Origin of the sequence: Streptomyces mayonensis (assembly GCF_018982965.1) — a bacterium.
GTDB classification, from domain to species: Bacteria; Actinomycetota; Actinomycetes; order Streptomycetales; family Streptomycetaceae; genus Streptomyces; species Streptomyces mayonensis.
Genome location: NZ_JACBYP010000074.1, coordinates 18683 through 42577, shown reverse-complemented (window position 1 = coordinate 42577; position 23895 = coordinate 18683). Strand labels below are relative to the sequence as shown.

General features: G+C 73.5%; 27 protein-coding genes. 14 read left to right on the top strand and 13 right to left on the bottom strand.

Annotation, left to right across the window (positions count from 1 at the left end; translation table 11 throughout):
* Positions 1-138 precede the first annotated feature (138 nt).
* Complete coding sequence (locus HZS56_RS24865) at positions 139-972, bottom strand: glycoside hydrolase family 75 protein (RefSeq protein WP_216723014.1); 834 nt, start codon at positions 970-972, stop codon at positions 139-141.
* A gap of 389 nt (positions 973-1361) precedes the next feature.
* Between HZS56_RS24865 and HZS56_RS24860 the strand changes: the two genes are divergently transcribed.
* Positions 1362-2363, top strand: coding sequence for a fibronectin type III domain-containing protein (locus HZS56_RS24860; protein ID WP_308408151.1), 1002 nt, complete (start codon positions 1362-1364; stop codon positions 2361-2363).
* A gap of 167 nt (positions 2364-2530) precedes the next feature.
* Positions 2531-3094 carry a hypothetical protein gene (locus HZS56_RS24855; RefSeq protein WP_216723012.1) on the top strand — a complete coding sequence of 188 codons (564 nt, stop codon included), beginning with the start codon at positions 2531-2533 and terminating at the stop codon, positions 3092-3094.
* A 143-nt stretch (positions 3095-3237) separates the two neighbouring features.
* Here the strand turns inward: HZS56_RS24855 and HZS56_RS24850 are convergent, their stop codons facing one another.
* The 4 genes from HZS56_RS24850 to HZS56_RS24835 all read right to left on the bottom strand — a co-directional run bounded on the left by HZS56_RS24850 (position 3238) and on the right by HZS56_RS24835 (position 7393).
* Positions 3238-3789, bottom strand: coding sequence for a PadR family transcriptional regulator (locus HZS56_RS24850; protein WP_216723011.1), 552 nt, complete (start codon positions 3787-3789; stop codon positions 3238-3240).
* A 34-nt stretch (positions 3790-3823) separates the two neighbouring features.
* A complete protein-coding gene (locus HZS56_RS24845; protein ID WP_216723010.1) occupies positions 3824-5839 on the bottom strand; it encodes an NADPH-dependent 2,4-dienoyl-CoA reductase in 2016 nt (671 codons plus the stop codon).
* Positions 5840-5953: 114 nt separating this feature from the next.
* Positions 5954-6325, bottom strand: a complete 372-nt coding sequence (locus HZS56_RS24840) for a hypothetical protein (RefSeq protein ID WP_216723009.1) — start codon at positions 6323-6325, stop codon at positions 5954-5956.
* A gap of 168 nt (positions 6326-6493) precedes the next feature.
* Positions 6494-7393 carry a hypothetical protein gene (locus HZS56_RS24835; protein WP_216723008.1) on the bottom strand — a complete coding sequence of 300 codons (900 nt, stop codon included), beginning with the start codon at positions 7391-7393 and terminating at the stop codon, positions 6494-6496.
* Between the two features lie 399 nt (positions 7394-7792).
* On the opposite strand from HZS56_RS24835, the gene HZS56_RS24830 reads away from it, so the two are divergent.
* From HZS56_RS24830 to HZS56_RS24805, 6 genes are all read left to right on the top strand, one after another.
* Positions 7793-8200 carry a MarR family winged helix-turn-helix transcriptional regulator gene (locus tag HZS56_RS24830; protein ID WP_216723016.1) on the top strand — a complete coding sequence of 136 codons (408 nt, stop codon included), beginning with the start codon at positions 7793-7795 and terminating at the stop codon, positions 8198-8200.
* A 103-nt stretch (positions 8201-8303) separates the two neighbouring features.
* On the top strand, positions 8304-8909 hold the full coding sequence (locus HZS56_RS24825) for a sulfite oxidase-like oxidoreductase (protein ID WP_216723007.1): 606 nt from the start codon (positions 8304-8306) through the stop codon (positions 8907-8909).
* Between the two features lie 49 nt (positions 8910-8958).
* Positions 8959-9678, top strand: a complete 720-nt coding sequence (locus HZS56_RS24820) for a ferredoxin reductase (protein ID WP_216723015.1) — start codon at positions 8959-8961, stop codon at positions 9676-9678.
* Positions 9679-10028: 350 nt separating this feature from the next.
* The gene (locus HZS56_RS24815) at positions 10029-10613 is read left to right on the top strand and encodes an Rv1733c family protein (RefSeq protein ID WP_216723006.1); all 585 of its coding nucleotides are present in this window, start codon (positions 10029-10031) and stop codon (positions 10611-10613) included.
* A 126-nt stretch (positions 10614-10739) separates the two neighbouring features.
* Complete coding sequence (locus HZS56_RS24810) at positions 10740-11708, top strand: acetylxylan esterase (RefSeq protein ID WP_216723005.1); 969 nt, start codon at positions 10740-10742, stop codon at positions 11706-11708.
* A gap of 124 nt (positions 11709-11832) precedes the next feature.
* Complete coding sequence (locus tag HZS56_RS24805; protein ID WP_216723004.1) at positions 11833-12576, top strand: GntR family transcriptional regulator; 744 nt, start codon at positions 11833-11835, stop codon at positions 12574-12576.
* Here the strand turns inward: HZS56_RS24805 and HZS56_RS24800 are convergent.
* Positions 12546-13313: a class I SAM-dependent methyltransferase gene (locus HZS56_RS24800; RefSeq protein ID WP_216723003.1), complete on the bottom strand. Its 768-nt coding sequence runs from the start codon at positions 13311-13313 to the stop codon at positions 12546-12548. The two genes, HZS56_RS24805 and HZS56_RS24800, sit on opposite strands and share 31 nt — an antisense overlap.
* Positions 13314-13317: 4 nt before the next feature.
* Complete coding sequence (locus HZS56_RS24795; RefSeq protein ID WP_216723002.1) at positions 13318-13914, bottom strand: PadR family transcriptional regulator; 597 nt, start codon at positions 13912-13914, stop codon at positions 13318-13320.
* Between the two features lie 80 nt (positions 13915-13994).
* Here HZS56_RS24795 and HZS56_RS24790 point away from each other — a divergent pair, with 80 nt between their 5' ends.
* The 4 genes from HZS56_RS24790 to HZS56_RS24775 all read left to right on the top strand — a co-directional run bounded on the left by HZS56_RS24790 (position 13995) and on the right by HZS56_RS24775 (position 18625).
* The gene (locus HZS56_RS24790; RefSeq protein WP_216723001.1) at positions 13995-14405 is read left to right on the top strand and encodes a nuclear transport factor 2 family protein; all 411 of its coding nucleotides are present in this window, start codon (positions 13995-13997) and stop codon (positions 14403-14405) included.
* Positions 14406-14892: 487 nt separating this feature from the next.
* Positions 14893-16032 (top strand): transcription termination factor Rho, encoded by a 1140-nt coding sequence (gene rho / locus HZS56_RS24785; protein ID WP_216723000.1) that lies wholly within the window; start codon positions 14893-14895, stop codon positions 16030-16032.
* 153 nt (positions 16033-16185) lie between these two features.
* Positions 16186-17364: a D-alanyl-D-alanine carboxypeptidase family protein gene (locus tag HZS56_RS24780; protein ID WP_216722999.1), complete on the top strand. Its 1179-nt coding sequence runs from the start codon at positions 16186-16188 to the stop codon at positions 17362-17364.
* Between the two features lie 148 nt (positions 17365-17512).
* Positions 17513-18625: a fatty acid desaturase family protein gene (locus tag HZS56_RS24775; protein WP_216722998.1), complete on the top strand. Its 1113-nt coding sequence runs from the start codon at positions 17513-17515 to the stop codon at positions 18623-18625.
* A 12-nt stretch (positions 18626-18637) separates the two neighbouring features.
* On the opposite strand, the gene HZS56_RS24770 is transcribed toward HZS56_RS24775, so the two are convergent.
* The 5 genes from HZS56_RS24770 to HZS56_RS24750 form a co-directional block, all read right to left on the bottom strand.
* A complete protein-coding gene (locus HZS56_RS24770) occupies positions 18638-19474 on the bottom strand; it encodes an undecaprenyl-diphosphate phosphatase (RefSeq protein WP_216722997.1) in 837 nt (278 codons plus the stop codon).
* A 39-nt stretch (positions 19475-19513) separates the two neighbouring features.
* Positions 19514-19888: a fluoride efflux transporter CrcB gene (crcB, locus tag HZS56_RS24765; RefSeq protein ID WP_216722996.1), complete on the bottom strand. Its 375-nt coding sequence runs from the start codon at positions 19886-19888 to the stop codon at positions 19514-19516.
* Positions 19885-20229, bottom strand: a complete 345-nt coding sequence (locus HZS56_RS24760) for a DUF190 domain-containing protein (RefSeq protein WP_216722995.1) — start codon at positions 20227-20229, stop codon at positions 19885-19887. Before HZS56_RS24760 ends, crcB (HZS56_RS24765) begins: the two co-directional genes overlap by 4 nt.
* The gene (crcB, locus tag HZS56_RS24755; RefSeq protein ID WP_216722994.1) at positions 20226-20690 is read right to left on the bottom strand and encodes a fluoride efflux transporter CrcB; all 465 of its coding nucleotides are present in this window, start codon (positions 20688-20690) and stop codon (positions 20226-20228) included. The genes HZS56_RS24760 and crcB (HZS56_RS24755) overlap by 4 nt, the downstream gene beginning before the upstream one ends.
* A 203-nt stretch (positions 20691-20893) precedes the next feature.
* Positions 20894-21166: an ArsR/SmtB family transcription factor gene (locus HZS56_RS24750; protein WP_216722993.1), complete on the bottom strand. Its 273-nt coding sequence runs from the start codon at positions 21164-21166 to the stop codon at positions 20894-20896.
* Positions 21167-21343: 177 nt separating this feature from the next.
* On the opposite strand from HZS56_RS24750, the gene HZS56_RS24745 reads away from it, so the two are divergent.
* A complete protein-coding gene (locus HZS56_RS24745) occupies positions 21344-21751 on the top strand; it encodes a MarR family winged helix-turn-helix transcriptional regulator (RefSeq protein ID WP_216722992.1) in 408 nt (135 codons plus the stop codon).
* Positions 21752-21754: 3 nt separating this feature from the next.
* On the opposite strand, the gene HZS56_RS24740 is transcribed toward HZS56_RS24745, so the two are convergent.
* Positions 21755-22159 carry an SseB family protein gene (locus HZS56_RS24740; protein WP_216722991.1) on the bottom strand — a complete coding sequence of 135 codons (405 nt, stop codon included), beginning with the start codon at positions 22157-22159 and terminating at the stop codon, positions 21755-21757.
* Between the two features lie 241 nt (positions 22160-22400).
* Here HZS56_RS24740 and HZS56_RS24735 point away from each other — a divergent pair, with 241 nt between their 5' ends.
* Positions 22401-23846 carry a glyceraldehyde-3-phosphate dehydrogenase gene (locus HZS56_RS24735; protein WP_216722990.1) on the top strand — a complete coding sequence of 482 codons (1446 nt, stop codon included), beginning with the start codon at positions 22401-22403 and terminating at the stop codon, positions 23844-23846.
* Positions 23847-23895: the final 49 nt, after the last annotated feature.

Below are 23895 nucleotides of genomic sequence, written 5' to 3'. Positions count from 1 at the left end.
GGATGGGGGCGGGATGGGGGCCGGGGTCCCGCGGCGTATTCGAGCCGGTGCCTGCTCCTGTCCGCCACGTGCTTTCGGGCCGCTATCCGCTCCCGGGCCGGGCGCGGCCGGCGGCGCCTCACCGGACGGCGGACCGGGTCAGTCCCCGTCCACGAACGTGCGGGCCAGCCGTTCGCCCGCCTTCTCGGCGGCGTCCGTGTCCGCGATGGATTCCGACTCGCTCCCCTTGAAGACGATGTACGTCACCCCCGAGGAGACGCCCCCGCCCGCCGGGTCGGCCGGGATGCCCAGGGAGCGCGCGGCGGCGTAGGAGGCCTCGCCGATGAGGTCGCGCGGGCCGACGTCGCCGACCACCGCGTAGCGCACCCGGTCCCCGTGGACGAGGGCCGCGAGCGCCCCGGCGCGGACGCCGTCCGCGCGGTGGTCCCAGATCTCGCTGGGCTCGGGCACGACGACGTAGGGCAGGCGCTCGGCGTCCAGCGGACGGCCGTCGGCCCCGGTGAACGCGGTGGCGGGGCTGAAGTGGGGGTCCGTACGGCCGTTGCACCGGTCGCCGGGGCGGCCGTCGCAGTCGACGTCCAGGTCGGCCTTCCAGTACACGGCATCCCGTGTACCGCAGACCGGGATGTCCGCGGGTGCTCCGGTGTCGCTGCGGTAGTTCCCGCGCGAGACGGGCTCGCAGTCCCGCACCCTGGCCAGCAGGTCGGCGGCGCGGACGGGACGGGACCGCTCGTGCCCATGGCTCTTCGGCCGGACCCGGACCGGGCCCGTGGACGGCGCGGGACGGAAGTGGGGCGCCGGTCCGACCCGGACCCCGGAGCGTCCCGCACGCAGGGGCGCGGGACGGGACCGGTCACCGGACACGTACCGCGCCGGAGGGTCGGGGCGCAGCGCGGGGGCGGTACCGGGCGGTGTCGTGGGGGCGAGCAGGGCGGCACTGGCCGCGACCAGTGTCAGCGACTGGACACGCACGATGTGGCCTCTCCTGGGGGACATGGGCGTCACTCGGCCCCATCTGTCCCCGGATCGCGCGTCCGGGCACCTTTTGCAGGGCCAGACGGTGCACGCCCGGACCGCCACCGGCTGAGGGCGACCGGGGGCGGACGGACCGGGCGTGTCCCGGTTCCGGCCCGTCCGGCCGCCCGCGCCGGCGCGGGATCAGCGACGACAGCGGCCCGCACCACCGGACCGAACTCGCCGATGAGCGCGGCGAGTTCGGACTCGTGAGCATCCAGCATACGTAACCGTCCCGGGTGGGTGTCACGACGGCACCCTTGATGCGGCCGCACCGCGGGGGTCATATTGGTCCGGACCATTCCGCTTCCGTGCAGTCGAGCCGACGCCCCTCTGGAGGCCGAGCCGTGCGAGACGCCCGCGTTCCCGCTCGACACACCGCCGCCCTGCGCGGCTGCGCCCTGCTCTGCACGACGGTCGCCCTGCTGGCGTCCTGCGGCTGGGGCGCCGACGGCGACGACCTCGAAGGCGTCCCGCTGCCGGGGGCGCCCATGGGCGTCACCGCCGCCGCGGGCAGCGCGACGAGCGTGCACGTCATGTGGCACGCGGTCGACGGGGCCGAGTCCTACGAGGTGTACCGCGGCGGCTCGCTCGTGAAGGAGGTCCATGCGACCGAGCGCATGGTGGACGTGACCCGGCTGCGGCCGTCGACGGCGTACGTCTTCACGGTGCGGACGCGCGACGCCGAGGGGCGGCTGGGGCCGCGCAGCCAGGAGGTGCGGGCGACGACTCCCGCCGCCGTCGCCGAGGACGGCACCGCGCCGACCCGCCCGGGGGACGCCGGGGGCCGCACGGCGGGCAGCCGGTCGGTGCGGCTCACCTGGTCCGCGGCCGAGGACGACCGCGAGGTGGTGTCGTACGACGTCTACCAGGGCGAGGCGAAGGTGCACAGCGTGGCCGGCGACCGGACCTCGGCCGAGGTCACGGGGCTGCGCCCCGGCACGCGCTACTCCTTCACGGTCCGGGCGCGGGACGCCGCCGACAACGTCTCCCCCGCGAGCGCCGCCGTGCGGCTCACCACCCCCGGATCCGACGACGGCCGCGCGACCGCGCCGACCGACCTGCGTGCCGCCTCCCACCGCGCCGACGGGGGTTACTACCTCGACCTCACCTGGGTCCCGCCGCGCACGGACGGGCCGGTGACCGAGTACCAGGTCCACCTGGACGGCCGCGCGGCGACCTCGCTGGTCTACGGGGCCGAAGCGCCGCGCGAGAAGGCCGAGTACAGCTTCTACGCGGGGCGCGAGGCAGGTGTCACGCACCGGGTGCGGATCCGGGCCAGGCTGGCCGACGGCACCTGGGGCGGTTTCTCCGCCGAGCGGAAGGTGACGACGGGCCCCGCCGGGTGAGGCCGAGGTGACGACGGGCCCGGCCGGCGTACGGGCGTCACCTGGGCGGTCGCGCTCGGCATGCGGGCGGGGTCGCCGGGCTGTTGGCTGCGTGAGGGGGCACGGGCGTTCCCGATCCGGCGGCGCAAGGGATGTACCGCCGACCGTGCCGCCGGAGGGCAGTCCACATGCGCATCTCTTCGCCTCTTCTCCGCTCCGGCCTGACCGCGGCAGCCGCCGCCGCGCTGCCCGTCGCCCTGGCCGCCGCTCCGGCCGCCGCCGGGCCGGGCATCTCGGTGAGCACCACCGGCACCACGGTGTCCGTCACGACCACGGCCTGCGCCCAGCTCAACGGCAGTTGGGGCACCGCCTCGCTGCTCAGCGGCAGCCAGCGGGACTTCGCGCAGGGCCGGCAGGTGGCGCTGTCCGGCAGCGCCTCCGGCCAGTCGGCGGCCTGGTCGGGCATCGCGCCGGGCACCTACACGGTGATCGTCATGTGCTCGAACAACAGCACCGCGGGCACCCAGACGGTCATCGTCTCGGCGGCTCCCTCCCCCTCGCCCTCGCCCTCCCCCAGCCGTTCCGCCACGCCCTCCGCGTCGGCGTCGCCCCGCGGTGTCATGGGCGGCCTCGGCGGAGCCGTCCAGGACTACGGCACGCCCACGCTGGTGGCGGGCGGCGCGCTGGTGGGCGCCGGTGTCATCGCCGGTGCCTGGTTCCTGCGCCGCCGCTCGAAGCCGTACCGGTTCTGAGCGAAGGCCCGGCGAGAAGCGAAGGTCCGGCTGGAAGCGGAGGTCCGGCGAGAAGCGGAGGCCCGGCGAGAAGCGGAGGCCCGGCGAGAAGCGAAGGTCCGGCGAGAAGCGGAGGCCCGGCGAGAAGAGGGGACGCGGGAGCCTCAGGCCGGTCCGTCGCCGGGCAGTTCGGCGAACTCCGCCAGCGCGTGTTCGAGCCAGCGGGTCCAGAAGGTCTCCAGGTCGAGACCGGCCCGCAGCACCAGGTGCCGCAGCCGGTCCTCGGCGCTGTCCCGGCCGGGTGGGAAGTCCCGCTTCTCGATCTCCTCGTACTCGGCCAACTGCCGCGCGTGCAGCTCCAGGTGGCGGCGGAGGTCCGCCTCGATGCCCGCGGTGCCGACGACCGCCGCGGCGCGCAGCCGCAGCAGCATGCCGTCCCGCAGCGGTTTCGGGTCCTGCGGGGCGGCGGTCCAGCGGGCCAGTTCGGCGCGGCCCGCCGGCATCACCTCGTAGGACTTCTTCTGCCCCCGGGCCGGCTGCTCGCCGGGCAGTGCGCGGATCAGGCCGTCGGCCTCCAGTTTTCCCAGCTCGCGGTAGATCTGCTGGTGCGTCGCCGACCAGAAGTAGCCGATCGACCTGTCGAAGCGGCGGGTCAGCTCCAGCCCCGACGACGGCCGTTCGGCCAGGGCGGTGAGGATCGCGTGCGGGAGTGACATGGGGCCATCCTAGGGACGGCCCCGCACCGTCTCCCTACAGCGCCGCCGCCAGTTCGGTGCCCTGCCGGACGGCACGCTTGGCGTCCAGTTCGGCGGCCACGTCGGCCCCGCCGATCAGGTGCGCGCTGCGCCCGGCGGCGACCAGGTCCTCGTACAGGCCCCGGCTCGGTTCCTGGCCCGTGCACAGGACGACCGTGTCGACCTCCAGGACCGTGGACTCGTCGCCGACGGTGATGTGCAGGCCGGCGTCGTCGATCCGGTCGTAGCGCACGCCCGGCACCATGGTGACGCCGCGGTGCTTCAGTTCGGTGCGGTGGATCCAGCCGGTGGTTCTGCCGAGCCCGGCGCCGACCTTGGACGTCTTGCGCTGGAGGAGGTGGACGGTGCGCGGCGGCGCGGGGCGCTCGGGCGCGGCGAGGCCGCCGGGGCCGCGGTAGCCGGTGTCGACGCCCCAGCGGCGGAAGTACGTCTCCGGGTCCTCGTGCGCCTTGTCGCCGCCGTCGGTGAGGTACTCGGCGACGTCGAAGCCGATGCCGCCGGCGCCGAGGATCGCGACCCGCCCGCCGACGGGTGCGCCGTCGCGCAGGACGTCGAGGTAGCCGACGACGGACGGGTGGTCGACGCCGGGGATGTCGGGGGTGCGCGGGGTGACGCCGGTGGCGACGACGACCTCGTCGTGGCCGGTGAGTTCGTCCGCGCCGACCCGGGTGTTCAGGCGTACGTCGACGCCGTGCGCCGCGAGTTGGGTGCGGAAGTAGCGCAGTGTCTCGTCGAACTCCTGCTTGCCGGGGACCTTGCGGGCGACGTTGAGCTGGCCGCCGATCTCGCTCGCGGCGTCGAACAGGGTGACCTGGTGGCCGCGTTCGGCCGCGCTCACCGCGCAGGCCAGTCCGGCGGGTCCGGCGCCGACGACGGCGACGCGTTTGCGCCGCCGGGTCGGGGCGAGGACCAGTTCGGTCTCGTGGCAGGCGCGCGGGTTGACCAGGCAGGAGGTGATCTGCCCGCTGAACGTGTGGTCCAGGCAGGCCTGGTTGCAGCCGATGCAGGTGTTGATCGCCTCGGGGCGGCCGGCCGCGGCCTTGGCGACGAAGTCGGGGTCGGCGAGCATCGGGCGGGCCACCGAGACCATGTCGGCCGCGCCGTCGGCGAGCAACTGCTCGGCCAGTTCGGGGGTGTTGATGCGGTTGGTGGTGACGAGCGGTACCGACACCTCGCCCATCAGCCGCCTGGTGACCCAGGTGTAGGCGCCGCGCGGCACGGACGTGGCGATGGTGGGGATGCGGGCCTCGTGCCAGCCGATGCCGGTGTTGATGAGGGTCGCTCCGGCGTCCTCGACGGCCCTGGCCAGGGTGATCACCTCGTCGAGGGTGGAACCGCCGGGGACGAGGTCGAGCATGGACAGGCGGTAGACGACGATGAAGTCCTCGCCGGCCGCCTCGCGCACCCGGCGCACGATCTCGACGGGGAAGCGGATGCGGTTCTCGTACGGGCCGCCCCAGCGGTCGGTTCGGTGGTTGGTCCGCGCGGCGACGAACTCGTTGATCAGGTAGCCCTCGGAGCCCATGATCTCGACGCCGTCGTACCCGGCCGCGCGGGCGAGGCGGGCGGTGCGCACGTAGTCGTCGACGGTGCGCTCGATGTCCGCGTCGGTCAGCTCACGGGGCACGTGCGGGCTGATCGGGGCCTGGAGCGGGCTCGGCGCGACCAGGTCGGGGTGGTAGGCGTAGCGGCCGAAGTGCAGGATCTGGAGGGCGATACGGCCGCCCTCGCGGTGGACGGCGCCGGTGACGACCCGGTGCCGCTCGGCCTCCTCCGGCGTGGTGAGCCGGGCGCCGCCCGGGTAGGGGCGGCCCTCGTCGTTGGGGGCGATGCCGCCGGTGACGATGAGGCCCACCCCGCCGCGGGCACGAGCGGCGTAGAAGGCGGCCATGCGCTCGAAACCGCCCTCGGCCTCTTCCAGGCCGACGTGCATGGAGCCCATGAGGACCCGGTTGGGCAGCGTGGTGAATCCCAGGTCCAGCGGGCTCAGCAGGTGGGGGTAACGGCTCATCGGGCCCTCCGTGCGCGGTGTGGTGCCTCAGTTGTAGAGGACCGCCGCGCTTTTGTGCAACTAGTTGCACAAAAGCGCGGCGCACACCACACCGGCACCCGCGGGGACCGGGCGTCAGCGGCTCTCGAGCCGCACGTGCAGCTCCCGCTCCTGGTCCCCGGAGGCCGTGCTGAGGTCGTGCACGGTGAACAGGGAGTCCAGGGTGGTGCGGAAGCGGTCGATCGCCCAGTAGCCGCCCTGGACGTCGGCGTCCACCGAGGCCGTCAGCCGGGCCGGGCCGCACTCGCCGTGCAGGTCCTCGGCCACGTCGAAGGTGCCGAGCCACACGGTCGGGCGCACCTCGTGGTACTCCCGGGTCGCGTCCCCGGCGTGCCGGTCGGAGGAGAAGCACGCGCACAGCGCGTCGAACACGGTCCGGGCGTCCTCCTTGCCGCAGCCGCTCAGCTCCACCGAGACGGATTCCGGATGCAGTCGCTCACCGTCCATCGTGATCGCTCCTCTCGTGGCGCACACCGCCTGCCGCGGTGCAGACGGCCCACGGCGGGACATGCCGCCGACTGTGGCGCACACCTCCAGAAAAACACCTCCCGCCTCCGGGCACTACCGGCGCGGGCGAGCCCCGTCTCCGGGCACCGCCGGCGCGGGCGAGGGGCCTCAGCCGCGGGTGAAGCGGTAGGTCACGCTGTCCGTCAGCACGCAGAAGCCGGGCGACACGACGATCACGCGCAGGGTGCCGGTACGCCGGTCGTAGTCGATGCCCTCCGCCTCGAAGTCGCCGGAGCACGCGCTGCGCAGGGGCAGCTGCCGCAGGGCGGTGACGTGGCCGGTGACGTCCGTGCCGTCCGGGGCGGCGGCCAGGTCGATCTGCAGCAGCGGCTTGGTGATGCCGAAGAGGGTGCCGGCCGGGTCGTCGGAGGAGCACAGCAGCGTGGTCGCGTCGAGGAAGTCGCAGCCCTGGACGTCGCGCACGGCGTGGTCCAGGTGGACCGTGGCCGCCTGGGGGAGGTTCGCGGACGGCGAGGTGTCCGGGTTGACGCCCGGCGTCGGGAAGACCAGCAGCCGGTCCATCGTGCCCCACTCGCCCGAGAGCATCCACTGACCGTCCGGGGAGATCGCCGACCAGGAGTTGTTCAGCGCCTCGCCGGCGCTCAGTTCGTGCACGTACTCCGACCAGCTCCCGTCCGGCGCCTGCACGCGGAACATCTTGGTGTTCCCGTCGTCGCGCTGGTACGGCTCGACGTAGTGGCCGTCGTAGGAGGCGTCGGGATCACCGACGTGGTTCCAGCCCCGGGTGCTGAGGCCGATCGGAACGGTGCCGATCCCGGTGTAGCGGTTGGGGCTGCCCGCGGGGACCTCGACCGAGGCCAGTCCCTGGCTCTCGGTCAGCGGGTCGGCGCGGTCGGAGCCGACCTCGTTCCAGGTGTCGGCGGCGGGCGCGGCCGACGCCGCCGGTGCGGTCAGGGCGAGGGCGAGGGCGGCGATTCCGGTGAGGACGGCGTGACAACGTTGCCGGGCGCGCGGTGACGCAGGACGCACGGGAGGCAGGAGAGGCATGGGGGCTCCTCGGTGGGGGGGCGGCACGGGCCCGGGTGCGAGCACTCGGCGGACAGTCTGGCCTGCCAACGAGGTCATGTACAGACCAACCCGCTCGTCCGCAGGCCGCCCTCCGCGGCCGGCCTCCGCCGCCACCCTCCGGTGACCGCCGCACGGCGACGGGAGGGGAAGTTGTACTATGCAACCGGAGCCGAGCCCTGCCGAGGAGGACCCGTGACGGCTGCCGAGACCCCCGACGACGACCCGGCCCTCGACCCCGGCGCCGGGCCCGGAGCCGGAGCCGGACCGGCTCGCCGCCCGGATCAGGGACCGGACCGCGGACCGGGCGCTGGAGCGCAGGCGCACGGCGGAACGGGGGACGGGCCGGCCGACGCCGCCGTGGAGACCATTCAGCGGGAGATGACGGTCTTCGCCCGCCGGGCCCGTGCCTCGGCGGGACGCATGCACCCGGAGCTGTCGCTGGTGTCGTACACGCTGCTCGGTCATCTGGAGGAGCGGGGCGGCTGCCGGGCCACCGACCTGGCCGCCCACTACGCGCTGGACAAGTCCACGGTCAGCCGCCAGGTGTCGGCGCTGGAGCGCGCCGAACTGGTCGAGCGGCGGGCGGACCCGGACGACCAGCGCGTCCAGGTCCTGCACCTGACGCGGGCGGGTCGGCAGGTCCTGGCGCAGGTCACGCGGCGACGCCGGGCGGCGTTCCGGGAGCGGCTCGCGGACTGGGCGGAGCACGACCTGGTCCGCTTCGCCGCGTACCTGGAGCGGTACAACGCGTGGCCGGACCCGGCCGACGAGGAGACTTCGGGCTGAGGGACGGGCCGGGAGCCTTCTCCGAGGACGTACCGTTGACGGCGTACGCACTGATCACGCCGGCCGGGGCGGTGCGCCCCGCCGGTCCGAAAGGCACCACCGCATGAACACCACCCGAGGCTTCACCGGGCCCTCGCGCGCCGCCCGGCCGGGGCTGCCGCCCGGTCAGTACGACGCGGGCGACGACTGGCCCGTGCTGTCCGCCGAGGTCACGCCGCAGTTGGCGGCCGACGACTGGACCTTCCGTGTGGGCGGTCTCGTGGCCGAGCCGCGTACCTGGGACCTGTCGGGGGCGCGGGCGCTGCCCGCCTCGGCGTACGCGGGCGACATCCACTGCGTGACCGGCTGGTCGAAGTTCGGCGTCCGGTTCGGGGGCGTGTCCCTGGACGCGTTCCTGGACGCCGCGCGTCCGCTGCCGTCCGCCACGCACGCCGTCGCCTACTCGCACACCGGCTACACGGCGAACCTGCCGCTCGCCGACCTCACCGGCGGGCGGGCCTGGATCGCGTGGGACCACGAGGGGCGGCCGCTCTCCCCCGAGCACGGCGGACCCGCCCGGCTGGTGGTGCCCCACCTGTACTTCTGGAAGAGCGTCAAGTGGGTCGCCGGCCTGGAGCTCCTCGACCACGACGAACCGGGCTTCTGGGAGAAGAACGGCTACCACCCGCGCGGCAACCCCTGGAAGGAACAGCGGTACTCCGGTGACTGAGACAGCCGCACCCCCGCCCGCCGCCTTCGCTCCCCCGACGCGTTTCGCCGTGCCCGGACGCATCGAGGTCGACGGCCGGGTCGCCGGGGCCTGGCAGCCGGCCACGCTCACGGAGATCCGGCGCGAGACGCCCCGCGCGTCCACCTTCCGCCTGGCCGTTCCCGGCTGGGCCGGTCACGTGCCCGGCCAGCACCTGATGCTGCGGCTGACCGCCGAGGACGGTTACACGGCCCAGCGGCACTACTCACTGGCGTCCGGGCCGGACGGCTCGGGGCACATCGAGCTCACCCTCGACCACGTGCGGGGCGGCGAGGTGTCCGGCTGGTTCCACGAGGTGGCGCGGCCCGGCGACCGGATCGAGGTGCGCGGTCCGCTGAGCGGCTTCTTCGCCTGGCCCGGCGACCGGCCCGCGCTGCTGCTCGGTGCGGGTTCCGGTGTCGTTCCGCTGATGTCGATGGTGCGGCACCACCGGGCGCGGGGGCTGACCGTGCCGCTGCGGATGCTGGTGTCCGCGCGCGGCCCCGAGGAACTGATCTACGCCCGTGAGTTGGGCACGGAGACGACACCCGTGTTCACCAGGAGGGCACCGGACGGGATGCCGGTCGGCCGGCTGAGTGCCGCGCACCTGGCACCGCTGCTGGCCCGGCCGCCCGCGGGCGGCTGGGAGGCGTACGTCTGCGGTTCGAACTCCTTCGCGGAGCACGCCTCGCGGCTGCTGGTGGCCGCGGGGCAGCCGGTGGAACGGATCCGGATCGAACGCTTCGGCTGAGACGCGGCCGGATTCCGCAGCACCGCCGGCCGGCCACCGCCCCGGGCGTTCCGGGCGCCGGCGTCGCGGTCGCGCGGTTCCGCGGCGGCCGACGGCCGGGCCCGTCCTTGCCCCGCCCGCCCGGACGCACGGACGCGTCCGCTGCCGCAGCGGACGCGCGGCAGGTGGTGTCCCCCGTGCCCCGGGACCGGACCGTCCGGCCGGTGAGCGAGCGTCGTCGGACTGGGTACCAGTCCTGTGCGGGCACTCGCACACGTGACGCGGCCCGGAGGTGCGACGGCCCTGTACGCACGCGTACGGGGGCCGTCGGGAACGAGACTCCGGTCGCGGTGATCACGGGGAGGTCGACCATGCGAACCCGGGTACGCGGCTGGCGCTGGCGGCACAATCCGCTGCGGCGCCGGTGCGACGTCGTCGAGGGCTGGACCGTACTGCTCGTCGCCCTCCTGCTGTTCGTGGGCGCGCCGCTGCTCGGCGCCGCCACCGCCTGGTGGGGCTACGACCAGGCCCAGGAGATCGTCGCCGAGCAGCGGACGGAGCGGCATCAGGTCCGTGCCACCGTGGCCGGCTCGGCCTCCGGCACCCTGCCCTCGACCCAGCTCGGCGGGCAGCACACGTACCGCGCCACCGTCCACTGGACCGCGCCGGACGGCACGGAGAAGTCCACCACCGCGCGGGTTCCGTCCGAGACCCGGCACGGCGACCGGGTGGACGTGTGGCTGGACGCGCACGGACGGAGCGTGCCGCCGCCCGCGAGCGGCGCCGAGGTGTGGCAGCACAGCGCCACCGTGGGCTCCTTCACCGCGATCGGGACGGCGCTCGCGGTGCTCCTCGGCCACCGCGCCGTGCGCGGGGTGGCCCTCAGGCGCCGGATGACGGAGTGGGACCGCGACTGGGCACGCACCGAGCCGCAGTGGACGCACCGCCGGGCGTGAGGACACCGTGCGCCCCCCGTGGCGGAAGGGCGGGACCTGGCGACGGTTCCGGCCGCTCACGTACGGTGTGATCACCCGTACGGTCCGGCGTGTTCCCTTGCGATTTTCCTGCGAAGGCGGTTCCCGATGGCCCTGTTCGACCTTCCGCCCGACGAACTGCGCGCGTACCGGAGCGCGTCGGCGGAGCCCGGCGACTTCGACGCGTTCTGGAGCGGGACGCTCGCGCAGGCCCGCGCCCACGATCTGGACGCGCGTTTCGAGCCGGTCGACACGGGACTGTCCACGGTGCGGGTGTACGACGTGACGTTCGCCGGGTTCGGCGGCCACCCGGTGAAGGGCTGGCTGGTCCTGCCGGCCGCGGCGGCGGAGCCGTTGCCCCTGGTCGTGCAGTTCCTCGGGTACGGCGGCGGGCGCGGGCTGCCGCACGAGCACCTGCTGTGGGCGTCCACGGGGCGGGCGCACTTCGTGATGGACACCCGTGGTCAGGGCAGTGCCTGGGGCGGCGGGGGCGGGACCGCCGACCCCGTGGGCGGCGCACCCGCGTACCCGGGGTTCATGACCCGCGGCCTGGACGCCCCGGAGAACTACTACTACCGCCGGGTCTTCACCGACGCCGTGCGCGCGGTCGAGGCGGCCCGTTCGCACCCGCTGACCGACCCGGCCCGCACGGTCGCGCTGGGGACGAGCCAGGGCGGAGGCATCGCGACGGCGGTGGGCGGTCTGGTGCCGGATCTGGTCGCGGTCGCGCCGGACGTGCCGTTCCTGTGCGACTTCCCGCGGGCGATCACACTCACGGACCGCCACCCCTACCGCGAGGTCGGTCTGTACCTCAAGACGCACCGCGGCCGGACCGAGGACGCGCTGCGGACGCTGTCCTACTTCGACGGGGTGCACTTCGCGGCGCGGGGCCGTGCACCCGCTCTGTTCTCGACCGCGCTCGAGGACCAGACCTGCCCGCCGTCGACCGTGTTCGCCGCCTTCAACGCCTGGGCGCACGAGGACAAGGCGATCGAGGTGTACGACTTCAACGACCACGAGGGCGGGGGCCCTTACCACGAGGCCGCCAAGGTGCGGTGGCTGCGGACCCGCGCCTGACCCGGTGGGTGGTGTTTCGGCCGAACCGGCGGACCGGCCTTCCCTGCCGGTTTGGGCCGGTGGTACTCCTGGTGGCGCACCGAGCCCGAGCGGCTACCGTACGTCAGCAACAGGAGGGCGCGGCATGGCGCGCACCACCCCGCACGACCACCCACCGGCCGACGCCCGGCCCCTTTACCAGCAGGTGGCGACCCGGCTGCTCGGCGAGCTGCACGGCGGGAGCGTTCCGCCGGGAGAGCGGCTGCCGGGCGAACGCCGGCTGGCCGAGCACTTCGGCGTGAGCCGGGAGACCGTGCGGCAGGCGCTGGACCTGCTGCGCCGGGACGGCATGCTCAGCACCGACCGGCGGGGCAGCCATGTCGCCCTGCCCGGGCAGCCGGCCGGTGGTCCGGCGCCCCTCGCGTTCCCGGTCGGCACTCTCGCGGACGAGCCCCGCAGCGGCGCCCGCGCCACCGTGGCCTGGGAGCCGCCCCCGGCCGAGCACGCCGTCGCCCTGGGCCTGGCGCCGGGCCGGCCGACCCTGGTGCACCGGTACCTGTCGCCGCCCGCCGCCACCGGGGGACGCCGGTCGGCCGTGACCTCCTTCTCGGCCGTGGCGCTCACCGAGGTCGACGAGCTGGCCCGCTATCGCGGCCGGGCCGACGGCACCGCGGCGGCGCAGCTGTGGCGGGCCTACGACTGGATGCGCCGGGCCGGTCTGACCCTGCACCACCGGGACACCATCACCCGCCCCACGGACACGGCGTCGGTCCGGGTCGTGCGGCGGGTGCACGACCAGTACGCCCGGCCGCTGGAGATCACCGATCTCCTCGTGGACGCCCGACAGGACGCCCTGGTCTACGAGTTCACGCTGCCGGCGGCCGGCTGACCCTCCCCCGCCGCGCCGGCCGCCCGGGCCACGACCAGCCGGACCCGCGGGCTGCCGTCCGGTCTGCGCCCGAACTCCGGCAGGGCGTGCAGGTCGGCCCGGAACCCCGCGCGCGACAGCTCGCGGCCCACGTCGCCCAGCCGGAACGTCCGGTAGTACATGACGAAGGGCGGCCGCCACAGGGCGTTGCGCACCCGCATCGCGGTGTCGAAGCCGAGCAGCGCCCAGTACCCCCGGGACCCGGGGCGGGGCGGGGCGGCCACGGGGAAGGCGAAGCGGCCGCCCGGCCGCAGGACGGAGTGCACCTGGGCGAACAGGCCCGGCAGTTCCCGGGGCAGGAAGTGCCCGAACGCGCCGAAGCTCACCACGAGGTCGAACTCCGCGCCGAACGGCAGCGCGCGGGCGTCCCCGCGCACCCAGGAGACCTCGGGGCCCGGCGGGGCGACGCGTTCCCGGGCGACGTCCAGCATGCCCGCGCTGAAGTCGAGGCCCGTCACCCTCTCCCGGCACACCCGGGTCAGTACGTCCACGCCCGCACCGGTGCCGCAGCACAGGTCGAGTCCGGCGCCGAACGGTCCCAGCGGGGCCAGCGCGCCGGCCACGGCGTCGAGCACCCGGTCCGGTGTGCGGTACGGGGTGTGGTCGAACTTCGGGGCGAGCAGGTCGTACCCGTGCTCGACCGACGACAGTGCCTGGACGGCGAGTTCGCGCAGGGTGGGGCCTTCGGGGCTGAACATCGCGTCAGCCTAGGGCCTGGCCGGGCGGCCCCGTGGGTCCGGCGGCAGCGTGCCGTTCGCCCAGCACGGTCAGGACGCGCTCGCACCAACGGGCGTTCTCCCGCTCGAAGGTGATCCCGGCGAGCAGGGTCAGGTAGGGCCCGACGCGGTCGGCGTCGCGCAGGTGCTCCTCCTCGGTGCGGCCGTCCAGGAGGCGTTCGCGGACCCGCTCGTAGCGGGCGAGTTTGCCCAGGGACCATACCCGGCGTTCCTCGACCAGCGCCCGGACGGCCCGCGGGTCGACGCCGTCCATGGCCTGCATCTTGATCAGGAACTCGTCGCGAATGGCGGTGGGGCGCCGGGTCGGCTCGGCGGCGAAGGCGGCCAGCTGTTCCCGCCCGGTCGCGGTGAGCGAGAACATCCGCTTGGTGGGCCTGCGTTCCTGCGGCACCGTCCGGGCCTCGATGAGGCCGTCGCCGGCGAGGCGCTCCAGCTCGCGGTAGAGCTGCTGCGGCGTGGCGGGCCAGAAGTTGGCGAGCGACACGTCGAACACCTTGGACAGCTCGTAGCCGGAGGCCTCGCCCTCCAGCAGGGCGGCCAGGACGGCGTACTTGAGAGACATGTCGACACGCTAACAAGCAGCGACTACTCTACTCCACACTTATTCAAATAGTTTAATATAGAGGGTACGGAGGAGTAGCGATGCAGGCATTCCGCGAGGCGGTCGAGGCCAAGGACATGGACACCGTCGAGGCGCTGCTGGCCGAGGACGTGGTCTTCACCAGCCCGGTCGTGTTCAAGCCCTACCGGGGCAGGGCGGTCACCGCGGCGATCCTGCGCGCGGTCGAGCGGGTCTTCGAGGACTTCCGCTACGAGCGCGTCATCGGCGATGCCGAAGGCCGCGACCACGCACTGGTCTTCGCGGCGCGGGTGGGCGACCGCGAGCTCGGCGGCTGCGACTTCGTCCATCTGGACGAGGAGGGCCGCATCGACGAACTGACGGTGATGGTGCGCCCGTTGTCCGGCGCGCAGGCCCTCCAGGCGGCCATGGCCGCGCAGTTCGACCGGATCGGCGAGGAGGCGCGCGAGGACCGGTCGTCCTCGGCCGGCTGAACCGGGCCGGTCCCCCGAGAAGACGGAAGCAGGGCGGAGGAAGGGCGGAAGGACGGCTCAGGGACTGCTGGAGGACCGCTGAAGGACCGCTGGAGGACTGCTGAAAGACGGTTCAGGGGCTGCTGAAGGGCGGCAGAAGGGCGGCACACCGGAACAGACGGCGCACCGGCAGCGTTGTGCCGGACAGGGACAGCCGGTCCCCGTCCCGCCGCGCCCGTCCCACCCCCCGTGGTACGGTACGGGAAGCACTTGTGTACGCCCCTTTCGGGCGCCGGTGCCAGTTTCCCTTCGGTTCGCGGACCCACCGGTCCCGGTGCGACCGGTATCCGCTTCTCGGCACAACTCGCGAGCGGGTCTCTTCCCGCTCCCGGCGAGGTGCTGTTCCCGCCGTGCACGAGTGGGTCGCCGCGTGCGCCCCTCGCCCGGCCTCTCCCTTTCCTCTTCTTCCGCATGTTCCGTGCCCGTGTCCTCGAAAGGACCGACCACCATGACCACCACACTCGAACACCCCCCTGTGCAGCAGTCCCCGGCCGAGATCGCGAGCGGTGTCCTCGACGTCGACGCGAGCGGGAAGGGACACCTGCGCGGCAGCAGCCTCACCCCCGAACCTTCCGACCCCGTCCTTCCCTCCGCGCTGGTCCGCCGCCACGCACTGCGCAAGGGCGACCTGGTCGAGGCGGTGCGCGGCGACCGGCGCGGCCTGACCGGCGTCGTCCGGGTGAACGGCCGCACGCCGGACCGCCACGACCGCCGGCGCCACTTCCGCGACCTGACCCCGCTCCACCCGCACGAGCGGCTGCGGCTCGAACATCCGGCGGCCGGCGCGACCGGGCGGGTCGTCGATCTCCTCGCCCCGGTCGGCAAGGGCCAGCGCGGCCTGATCGTGGCCCCGCCGAAGACCGGCAAGACCGTCCTCCTCCAGCAGGTCGCCGCCGCCGTGGCGGGCAACCACCCCGAGGCCCGGCTGATGGTGGTGCTGCTCGACGAACGTCCCGAAGAGGTCACCGAGATGCGCCGCTCCGTGGCGGGCGAGGTGTACGCCTCGACCTTCGACCGGAGCGCCAAACAGCACATCGCGCTCGCCGAACTCGTCGTCGAGCGGGCCAAGCGCCTCGTCGAGGCCGGTGAGGACGTCGTCGTCCTGCTCGACTCCCTCACCCGGCTGTGCAGGGCGCACAACAACGCCGCGTCCTCCGGCGGCCGCACGCTCAGCGGCGGCGTCGACGCCGGGGCGCTCCTGGGCCCCAAGCGGTTCTTCGGCGCCGCCCGCAAGGCGGAGGAGGGCGGCTCGCTCACCATCCTCGCCACCGCCCTGGTGGAGACCGGTTCGCGCGCCGACGACTTCTACTTCGAGGAGCTCAAGAGCACCGGCAACATGGAGCTGCGGCTGAGCCGGGACCTCGCCTCCCGCCGGGTCTTCCCCGCCGTGGACCTGCCGGGCTCGGGCACGCGCCGCGAGGAACTGCTGCTGTCCGCCGCCGAGACGGCCGCCGCGCGCGGACTGCGGCGGGCGCTGCAGACCCGGGACGGCCAGTCCGGACTGGAGACACTGCTGGAGCGGATGCGGCAGACGCCGGACAACGCCACGTTCCTGCGGCAGGTGCAGCCGACCCTCCCCGCCGACTGACGCCCGGCCGAACGGGGTCGCGCCTGAGAGGGACGGGGAGCGACAGGCCCGGACCGGCCGGCGGCCGTGGTGCGCTACGGCATCCGGGTGCTTGCCGACACGACGCGGCCCGGGGAGCGCGGTGGCTCGGGGGTCCGTTCCTACGTTTGCGGTATGACTATCGGATTCTCATCCCGGGCGGTTCGATCAGCCTGCGTACTCTGCGTAGCAGGACTGCTGACACTCATGCCCGCCGCCGCGGCCGCCCGCGCGGGGCGGCCGGACCCCGCTCCGCCCGGCGGGCCGCCGACGGCGGAGCAGACGTCGCCGCTGCACCGTTCCGGAACGCAGGTCCGGCTCCGTCACGGGGTGCCCGGGGTGCCCGACGTCTCCGCGCTGTCCTGGGTGGTCGCCGACGCCGGCACCGGTGATGTGCTGGCGGCCCACGACGCGCACCGCGCGCTCCCTCCGGCCAGCACCCTGAAGACGCTGTTCGCCCTCGCCGTGCTGCCCGCACTGCCGGGCGGGCTCCGGCACGAGGTGAGCGCGGAGGACCTGGCCGGCATCGGCCCGGGCAGCAGCCTCGTCGGGGTCGTCGAGGGCGGGACGTACCGCGTCTCCGACCTGTGGAACGGCGTCTTCCTCAACTCCGGCAACGACGCCGTGCACGTCCTCGCCTCCCTGGCCGGCGGCTGGAGCGCCACCGCCGCGCGGATGCAGGCCGAGGCCCGTGCCCTCGGCGCCCGCGACACCCACGTGCGCTCGCCCGACGGGTACGACGCGCCGGGCCAGGTGTCGTCGGCGTACGACCTCGCGGTGTTCGGCATGGCGGGGCTGCGCCGTCCCGACTTCGCGCGGTACTGCTCCAGGGTGGACGCGGCCTTCCCCGGCGGGAACGGGACCACGTACGGGATCATGAACACGAACCGGCTGCTCACCGGGGCCGACGGCGTGGAACCGTACCCGGGACTGATCGGTGTCAAGAACGGCTACACCAGCAACGCCGGCAACACGCTGATCGCGGCCGCCCGCCGCGACGGCCGCACCCTGGTGGTGACCGTGATGAACCCGCAGGAGGGCGGCGGCCACGCCGTCTACGAGGAGGCACGTTCGCTGCTCGACTGGGGCTTCGGGGCGGCCGGCCGGGTCGAGCCCGTGGGCTCGCTCGCCGACGGCGGATCCCCCGCCCGGCAGGGACCGCAGGCGGCACCCGCCGCCGCGGCGGTGGCGCGGCCCTCCGAGGACGGGCCCGGCTGGCCGGACACCGGGGCGATCCTGGGCGTCGCCGCACTCGGCGCGGGCGTCACCGCACTGGGCCTGCGCCTGCGGCTCGTACGGGACGACGGGAACTGATCCGGCCGGGCCCCCCGTCCGCCGGGCCCCGTTCGAGGGCGCACCACGGGCGAGGGAGAACCCCAGGCCGGGGGTGGTGCTGGCCACACCTCCGGCTCGGGGGCGGACGCCATTCTGCGGCGGCGCGCCCGTTCACATACTGAGGCGCATGGCCGATTCCATGGTGCTCCCCGAGAGCTCGCCCACCCGCGCGGCGGAAACACACGCGACCCGCACACAGGAACCACACGTACGTGAACCGCACGCACCGGACGAGGGGCGCGGGAAGGGAAGCGACTTCTCCGAACTCTCGCGGCGCATAGCCGACGCGGGGCTGCTCCGGCGGCGCCCGCTCTACTACACGGTGCGTTTCGGCGCCGTGGCCCTCGCCCTCGCGGGCGGTGTCGCCGCCTTCCTCGTGCTCGGCGACAGCTGGAGCCAGTTGTTCGTCGCGGTGGCCCTGGCCGTGGTCTTCGGCCAGCTGGGACTGGCGGCCCACGACCTCGCCCACCGGCAGGTCTTCTCGCGCCGGCGCCCCAGCGAGAGGGGCGGCCTGCTGGTGGCGAACCTGCTGCTGGGCATGAGCTACGGCTGGTGGATGAACAAGCACACCCGCCATCACGCCAACCCCAACCACGAGGAGAAGGACCCGGACGTCTCCCCCGACATCCTGGTGTGGTCGCGCGGTCAGGCGAGCAGGGCGAAGGGCCTGCCGCGTTTCGTCGGCAAGCACCAGGCAGCCCTGTTCTTCCCGCTGTTGACGCTGGAGGGACTCAACCTCAGCTTCAACAGCTTCAAGGCGCTGCGCAGTCCCTCGATGAAGCGGCCGGTCGTGGAGGGAACGCTGCTCGTCGCGCACTTCGTGCTGTACTTCGGCGGCCTGTTCACCGTGCTCTCCCCCGGCCGGGCGCTCGCGTTCGTCGCCGTGCACCAGGGTCTGTTCGGGATCTACCTGGGCTCGGTCTTCGCCCCCAACCACAAGGGCATGCCGATGATCGAGGAGGGCACCCAGCTGGACTTCCTGCGCCGGCAGGTCCTCACCTCCCGCAACGTACGCGGCGGTGTCCTCGTCGACGCCTTCATGGGCGGCCTCAACTACCAGATCGAGCACCACCTCTTCCCGAGCATGCCGACGCCCGCCCTCGGCAGGGCGCAGGCCGTCACGGAGGCGTACTGCGCCGAACTCGGCGTCCCCTACCACCAGACGGGGCTGCTCGCCTCGCACCGCGAGGCACTGCGCCACATGAGGAGCGTCGGGGAGCCGCTGCGCGACGCCGGCTGAGCGGCCGGGCGGTCAGCTGTGCAGCGCGCCCGCGCCGAGCAGCCCGAAGAGCAGGACGCCGACCGCGATCCGGTAGATCACGAAGGCGTTGAAGGAGTGCTTGGCGACGAACTTCAGCAGCCAGGCGATGGAGGCGTAGGCCACCACGAAGGAGACGAGGGTGCCGACCGCGAGCGGTGCGGCACCCGCCCCCGTGCCCAGGGCGTCCTTCAGTTCGTACAGGCCGGCGCCGGTGAGCGCCGGGATGCCGAGGAAGAAGGAGAGCCGGGTGGCGGCGACCCGGTCGAGGTCGAGCAGCAGGGCGGTGGACATGGTGGCGCCGGAGCGGGAGAAGCCCGGGAAGAGCAGGGCGAGGATCTGCGAACCGCCGACGAGCATCGCGTCCTTGAAGGACGTGTCGTCCTCGCCCCGCTTGTGCCGGCCGGTGCGGTCCGCCCACCACATCACACCGCTGCCGACGATCAGCGAGCCGGCGACCACCCACAGCGAGGCGAGCGGGCCCTTGATGAGGGGCTTGGCGGCCAGGCCGACGAGCACGATCGGAACGGTGGCGAAGACGACCCACCAGGCGAATTTGTAGTCGTGGTGGTAGCGCTCCTCCCGGTCGCGCAGTCCGCGCACCCAGGCGGAGACGATCCGCGCGATGTCCCTGGAGAAGTAGACGAGCACGGCGGCGATCGCGCCGACCTGGATGACCGCCGAGAAGCCGATGACGGCGTCGTCGTCGACAGGGATGCCCATCAGCCCCTCGACGATCTTGAGGTGTCCGGTGGAGGAGACGGGGAGGAATTCGGTCACCCCCTCGACGGCTCCGAGGACGACGGCCTGACCGATGCTGATGGCGCTCATGGCATCCAGTTCCTACTACACGCGGGTGAGCACTCCGCGTCATGCCCAGAGCGCGTCGGCCAGAGTCACCCCCGCGAACGCCGCCGCGAGGCCGGCCGCCACGCTGCCCGCCACGTTCGCGGCGGCCTGGAGCCGGGCACCGGTCCCGGCCAGCCGGAGGGTCTCGTAGGAGAAGGTCGAGTACGTGGTCAGGGCGCCGCACAGACCGGTCCCCAGAAGCAGCCGCAGCTCCGAACCGGCCGCTCCGGCCAGGGCGGCACCGGTCAGCAGGCCGAGGACCAGGCTGCCTGCCACGTTCACCGTGAAGGTGCCCCAGGGGAAGACCGAGTCGTGCCGGGACTGCACCGCGCGGTCGGTGAGATACCGCAGCGGGGCGCCGACCATGCCGCCCGCGACGACCAGCAGCCAGTTCACGACGACCTCTTGTCCTCGTACCGGACGACCTCGCAGTCGTCGAGGACGACCAGGCCGCCGGTGACCACTTCGTCGAGGAGCGGCAGGAAGGCCCGTACGCGCTCCTCGGTGTCCACGACGACGACGGCCACCGGAAGGTCCTCGCTCAGGGACAGCAGCCGGGTGGTGTGGATCAGGGACGAGGCGCCGAAGCCCTCCACTCCGCGGAAGACGCTGGCGCCCGCCAGGCCGGCGGCGTGGGCCCGGTGGACGATCTCCGAGTACAGGGGCCGGTGGTGCCAGGTGTCGTTCTCGCCCACGAGCACCGTCAGCCTGAGGGCCTTGCCGGTCGTTCTGGTCATCGCTGCCTCCGCTGCAGGACGCGGCGGGCCGCCCATGCGGCGAGCCACACCGCCGTGAGTGCCGCGAACGGGGTCGCGGCGAGGTACGCCAGGCCGGTAACGGCCCGGCCGTCGGCGAACAGGTAACGGGTGTCGACCGCGTAGGTCGAGAAGGTGGTGAAGCCGCCGAGCACGCCGGTGCCGAAGAAGGGGCGGACCAGGCGGTGGACGGGGCGCGCCTCGGTGATGACGACCATGAACACACCGATCACGGCACAGCCGAGGATGTTGACGCACAGGGTCGTCCACGGGAAGCCGCCGGTCTGTGTGGGCCACCCCAGGGAGGCCGCGTAGCGGGCGGCGGCGCCCGCACCGCCGCCGAGCGCGACGACGGCGACGACCGGTGCCTGGGAACGCCACGGGGACCGTGCCGGGGCGGGCGGCCGGACGCCGCCGGGGTTCTCGGTGCGCGGAACTGTCATGGACGTACGTCTCCTACTCGCCGGGCAGGGGGATGCCTCCGCTGCCTCCGCTGCGCAAGTAGGGACCGTTGGCGGCGTCCTTGCCGCGGTTCGGGTACGGCGGGCCCCACCGCCGTGCCGTGCGCCCGCAGGGGGCACGGCCGACCGCAAGCCTAGCGCCGGGGCGCCCGCTGGTCACCTCCGGACCCGGCCCGGCGCCCGGGCTACCAGCCCTTTTCGAACATCCGGGCCACCTCCGCGATCCGCACCTCGTCGCGCCGGTAGTACGTGCGCCCGCGGATCCTCCGGGTGCGCACGAGGCCGAGAGCGGTGAGCAGGCCGAGGTGGGCCTCGGCCACCCGGCGGGGCACGCCGAGCCGGGCGGCGACGAGTCCGGCGTGGACGCCGTGCGCGACGGGATCCACGCGGCGCTGGGGCGGGAGGTGCGCGACCGGGTCCCCGAGCCATTCCAGGATGTCGAGACGTGTGCCGTGCACGGGGGGTCCTCGGCATCTCGCGCTCCCTCCGTCCGGGCCCGCCGTACCGTGTCCCGACCACTCTCCCGCAGTCGGGGCCCGGCTGTCCGGGACTCCCGTCCGTTGACCGGTCACCCGGCGTTGGGCGGGCACTGGTTGCACGTTCAAGGAAGGGTGGTCCCGGTGTACCGTTCAGACATGGCAGCCAGGACGGCCGGTGCTCGGCTCGACGAACGGTGGCGGGGCATCCTCGCGGTGCACGCGCGCACGACGTGCGAGATCGACCGTGTGCTGCATCCGTACGGCCTGGGGGCGAGCGACTTCGAGGTGCTGGACCTCCTCATGACCGAGGGTCCCGAGGACGGCGCCCAGTGCCGGGTGCAGAACCTGGTCGGCCGGGTCCACCTGAGCCAGAGCGCGCTGTCCCGGCTCATCGCCCGGCTGGAGAAGGACGGGCTGGTGGAGCGCTCGATGTGCGCGGAGGACCGGCGCGGTGTGTACGTCGCCCTGACCCGCAGGGGGCGCGATCTGCACTCCCGGGTACTGCCGCTGCAGCGGGCCGTGCTGGCCCGCATGCTCGGCGGCGACGAGGGCTCGCAGCCCTAGGGTTCAGGGGCGGGCGAGCAGGGAGCGTACGCCGTCCGACGTCAGCGTGAGGCGGTGCTCCGATCCGGCGTCGATGGACAGCGACAGGTCGTCGGCGGGCCACTGCGCGGCGAGCGCGCCCAGCGGCACCATCCGGTAGCGGGAGACGTACGGCAGCAGGTCGGCCATCTCCAGCTCCGAGGTGAACACGGGCACCACCTGCCGGCCGCCCTGCTGCTCCAGTACGGGAAGGGCCAGCATCCCCGGGTCGGCGGACTCCTGGTCGTTCGCGTCGTCGGGCACGGGGATGAGGACGTCGCTGCTCGCGAGCGTGTCGAGCGCCGCCGTGTCCTCCGTGTTCTCGGCCAGCGTGTCCAGCGCGCGCCGCGCGGGCGTGGCGGGGTGGTGGTCGTTCGCGGGTGTGTCCATGGCAGATTCCCTGGTACGGCGGTGGTGGAGCCCGCGCGGACGATCGGCACGGGCGCGGTCCAGCCTCGCGTACCCGAACGACCAGGGCGCAATCATGTTCGAGGAACGGCTCCCTGCCCGCCCCCGGGTCCGCCTTCACCCGGTCCTCAGGTACTCATCTGATCGGGCAGGGGCCCACTTGATCGCACCATCGGGCGGTGGGGTTAGCATATGAGCGCCGCCTAGCTCGAAAGATAGATACGTGACTGTCAACGACGACTCGTTCACCGACTGGAAGCACCGCGAGGAGATCGCGGAATCGATGATCCCGATGATCGGGAAGCTGCACCGGGAGCGGGACGTCACCGTCCTGCTGCACAGCCGCTCCCTGGTGAACAAGTCGGTGGTCAGCATCCTCAAGACCCACCGCTTCGCCCGCCAGATCGCCGGTGCGGAGCTGTCGGTCACCGAGACGATGCCCTTCCTGCGGGCCCTGACCGCCCTCGACCTCGGGCCCTCCCAGATCGACGTCGGCATGCTGGCCGCGACCCACCGGGCCGACGACCGGGGGCTGACGGTCGAGGAGTTCACCGCCGAGGCCGTCGCAGGTGCCACGGGCGGCAACAAGATCGACCGCCGCGAACCCCGTGACGTCGTCCTCTACGGCTTCGGCCGCATCGGCCGGCTCGTGGCGCGTCTGCTCATCGAGAAGGCGGGCTCGGGCAACGGGCTGCGGCTGCGCGCGATCGTGGTCCGGGGCGGCGGTGACCGGGATCTGGTGAAGCGCGCCTCGCTGCTGCGCCGGGACTCCGTGCACGGCCAGTTCCAGGGCACGATCACCGTCGACGAGGAGAACAGCACGATCCTCGCCAACGGCAACGCCGTCAAGGTGATCTACGCCGACGACCCGGCGCAGGTCGACTACACGGCGTACGGCGTCAAGGACGCCATCCTGATCGACAACACCGGCAAGTGGCGCGACCGCGAGGGTCTGTCGAAGCACCTGCGGCCCGGCATCGACAAGGTGGTGCTGACCGCGCCCGGCAAGGGCGACGTCCCGAACGTCGTGCACGGCGTCAACCACGACACCCTCAAGCCGGACGAGCAGATCCTGTCCTGCGCGTCCTGCACCACCAACGCCATCGTGCCGCCGCTGAAGGCCATGGCCGACGAGTACGGCGTGCTGCGCGGCCACGTGGAGACGGTCCACTCGTTCACCAACGACCAGAACCTGCTGGACAATTACCACAAGTCCGAGCGGCGCGGCCGCAGCGCGCCGCTGAACATGGTCATCACGGAGACCGGCGCCGCCTCCGCCGTCGCGAAGGCGCTGCCCGACCTGAAGGCGCGGATCACGGGCAGCTCGGTCCGGGTGCCGGTGCCGGACGTGTCGATCGCGATCCTCAACCTCCAGCTCGCGCGCGAGACGACCCGCGAGGACGTCCTCGAGCACCTGCGGGAGGTGTCGCTGACCTCCCCGCTCAAACGGCAGATCGACTTCATCAGCGCCCCGGACGCCGTCTCCAGCGACTTCATCGGCTCGCGGCACGCCTCGATCGTGGACGCCGGCGCGCTCAAGGTCGAGGGCGACAACGCGATCCTCTACCTCTGGTACGACAACGAGTTCGGCTACTCCTGCCAGGTCGTCCGCGTCGTCCAGCACGTCTCCGGAGTCGAGTACCCCACGTACCCGGCGCCGGAGGCCTGAGCCCGCGGCACGGCGCGTACGCGCGAGGGACGGTGGGGTGCGGCCCCCG

Coding starts and splice junctions, on each gene's coding strand:
- HZS56_RS24845 (WP_216723010.1), bottom strand. CDS start 5,839: ATGAGCCGTTACCCCCACCTGCTGAGCCCGCTGGACCTGGGATTCACC.
- HZS56_RS24795 (WP_216723002.1), bottom strand. CDS start 13,914: ATGTCTCTCAAGTACGCCGTCCTGGCCGCCCTGCTGGAGGGCGAGGCC.
- crcB (WP_216722994.1), bottom strand. CDS start 20,690: ATGACAGTTCCGCGCACCGAGAACCCCGGCGGCGTCCGGCCGCCCGCC.
- HZS56_RS24790 (WP_216723001.1), top strand. CDS start 13,995: ATGCAGGCATTCCGCGAGGCGGTCGAGGCCAAGGACATGGACACCGTC.
- HZS56_RS24810 (WP_216723005.1), top strand. CDS start 10,740: ATGGCCCTGTTCGACCTTCCGCCCGACGAACTGCGCGCGTACCGGAGC.
- HZS56_RS24855 (WP_216723012.1), top strand. CDS start 2,531: ATGCGCATCTCTTCGCCTCTTCTCCGCTCCGGCCTGACCGCGGCAGCC.
- HZS56_RS24825 (WP_216723007.1), top strand. CDS start 8,304: ATGAACACCACCCGAGGCTTCACCGGGCCCTCGCGCGCCGCCCGGCCG.
- HZS56_RS24760 (WP_216722995.1), bottom strand. CDS start 20,229: ATGACCAGAACGACCGGCAAGGCCCTCAGGCTGACGGTGCTCGTGGGC.
- HZS56_RS24805 (WP_216723004.1), top strand. CDS start 11,833: ATGGCGCGCACCACCCCGCACGACCACCCACCGGCCGACGCCCGGCCC.
- HZS56_RS24740 (WP_216722991.1), bottom strand. CDS start 22,159: ATGGACACACCCGCGAACGACCACCACCCCGCCACGCCCGCGCGGCGC.
- HZS56_RS24770 (WP_216722997.1), bottom strand. CDS start 19,474: ATGAGCGCCATCAGCATCGGTCAGGCCGTCGTCCTCGGAGCCGTCGAG.
- HZS56_RS24830 (WP_216723016.1), top strand. CDS start 7,793: ATGACGGTCTTCGCCCGCCGGGCCCGTGCCTCGGCGGGACGCATGCAC.
- HZS56_RS24780 (WP_216722999.1), top strand. CDS start 16,186: ATGACTATCGGATTCTCATCCCGGGCGGTTCGATCAGCCTGCGTACTC.
- HZS56_RS24745 (WP_216722992.1), top strand. CDS start 21,344: ATGGCAGCCAGGACGGCCGGTGCTCGGCTCGACGAACGGTGGCGGGGC.
- HZS56_RS24850 (WP_216723011.1), bottom strand. CDS start 3,789: ATGTCACTCCCGCACGCGATCCTCACCGCCCTGGCCGAACGGCCGTCG.
- HZS56_RS24800 (WP_216723003.1), bottom strand. CDS start 13,313: ATGTTCAGCCCCGAAGGCCCCACCCTGCGCGAACTCGCCGTCCAGGCA.
- rho (WP_216723000.1), top strand. CDS start 14,893: ATGACCACCACACTCGAACACCCCCCTGTGCAGCAGTCCCCGGCCGAG.
- HZS56_RS24775 (WP_216722998.1), top strand. CDS start 17,513: ATGGCCGATTCCATGGTGCTCCCCGAGAGCTCGCCCACCCGCGCGGCG.
- HZS56_RS24840 (WP_216723009.1), bottom strand. CDS start 6,325: ATGGACGGTGAGCGACTGCATCCGGAATCCGTCTCGGTGGAGCTGAGC.
- HZS56_RS24835 (WP_216723008.1), bottom strand. CDS start 7,393: ATGCCTCTCCTGCCTCCCGTGCGTCCTGCGTCACCGCGCGCCCGGCAA.
- HZS56_RS24815 (WP_216723006.1), top strand. CDS start 10,029: ATGCGAACCCGGGTACGCGGCTGGCGCTGGCGGCACAATCCGCTGCGG.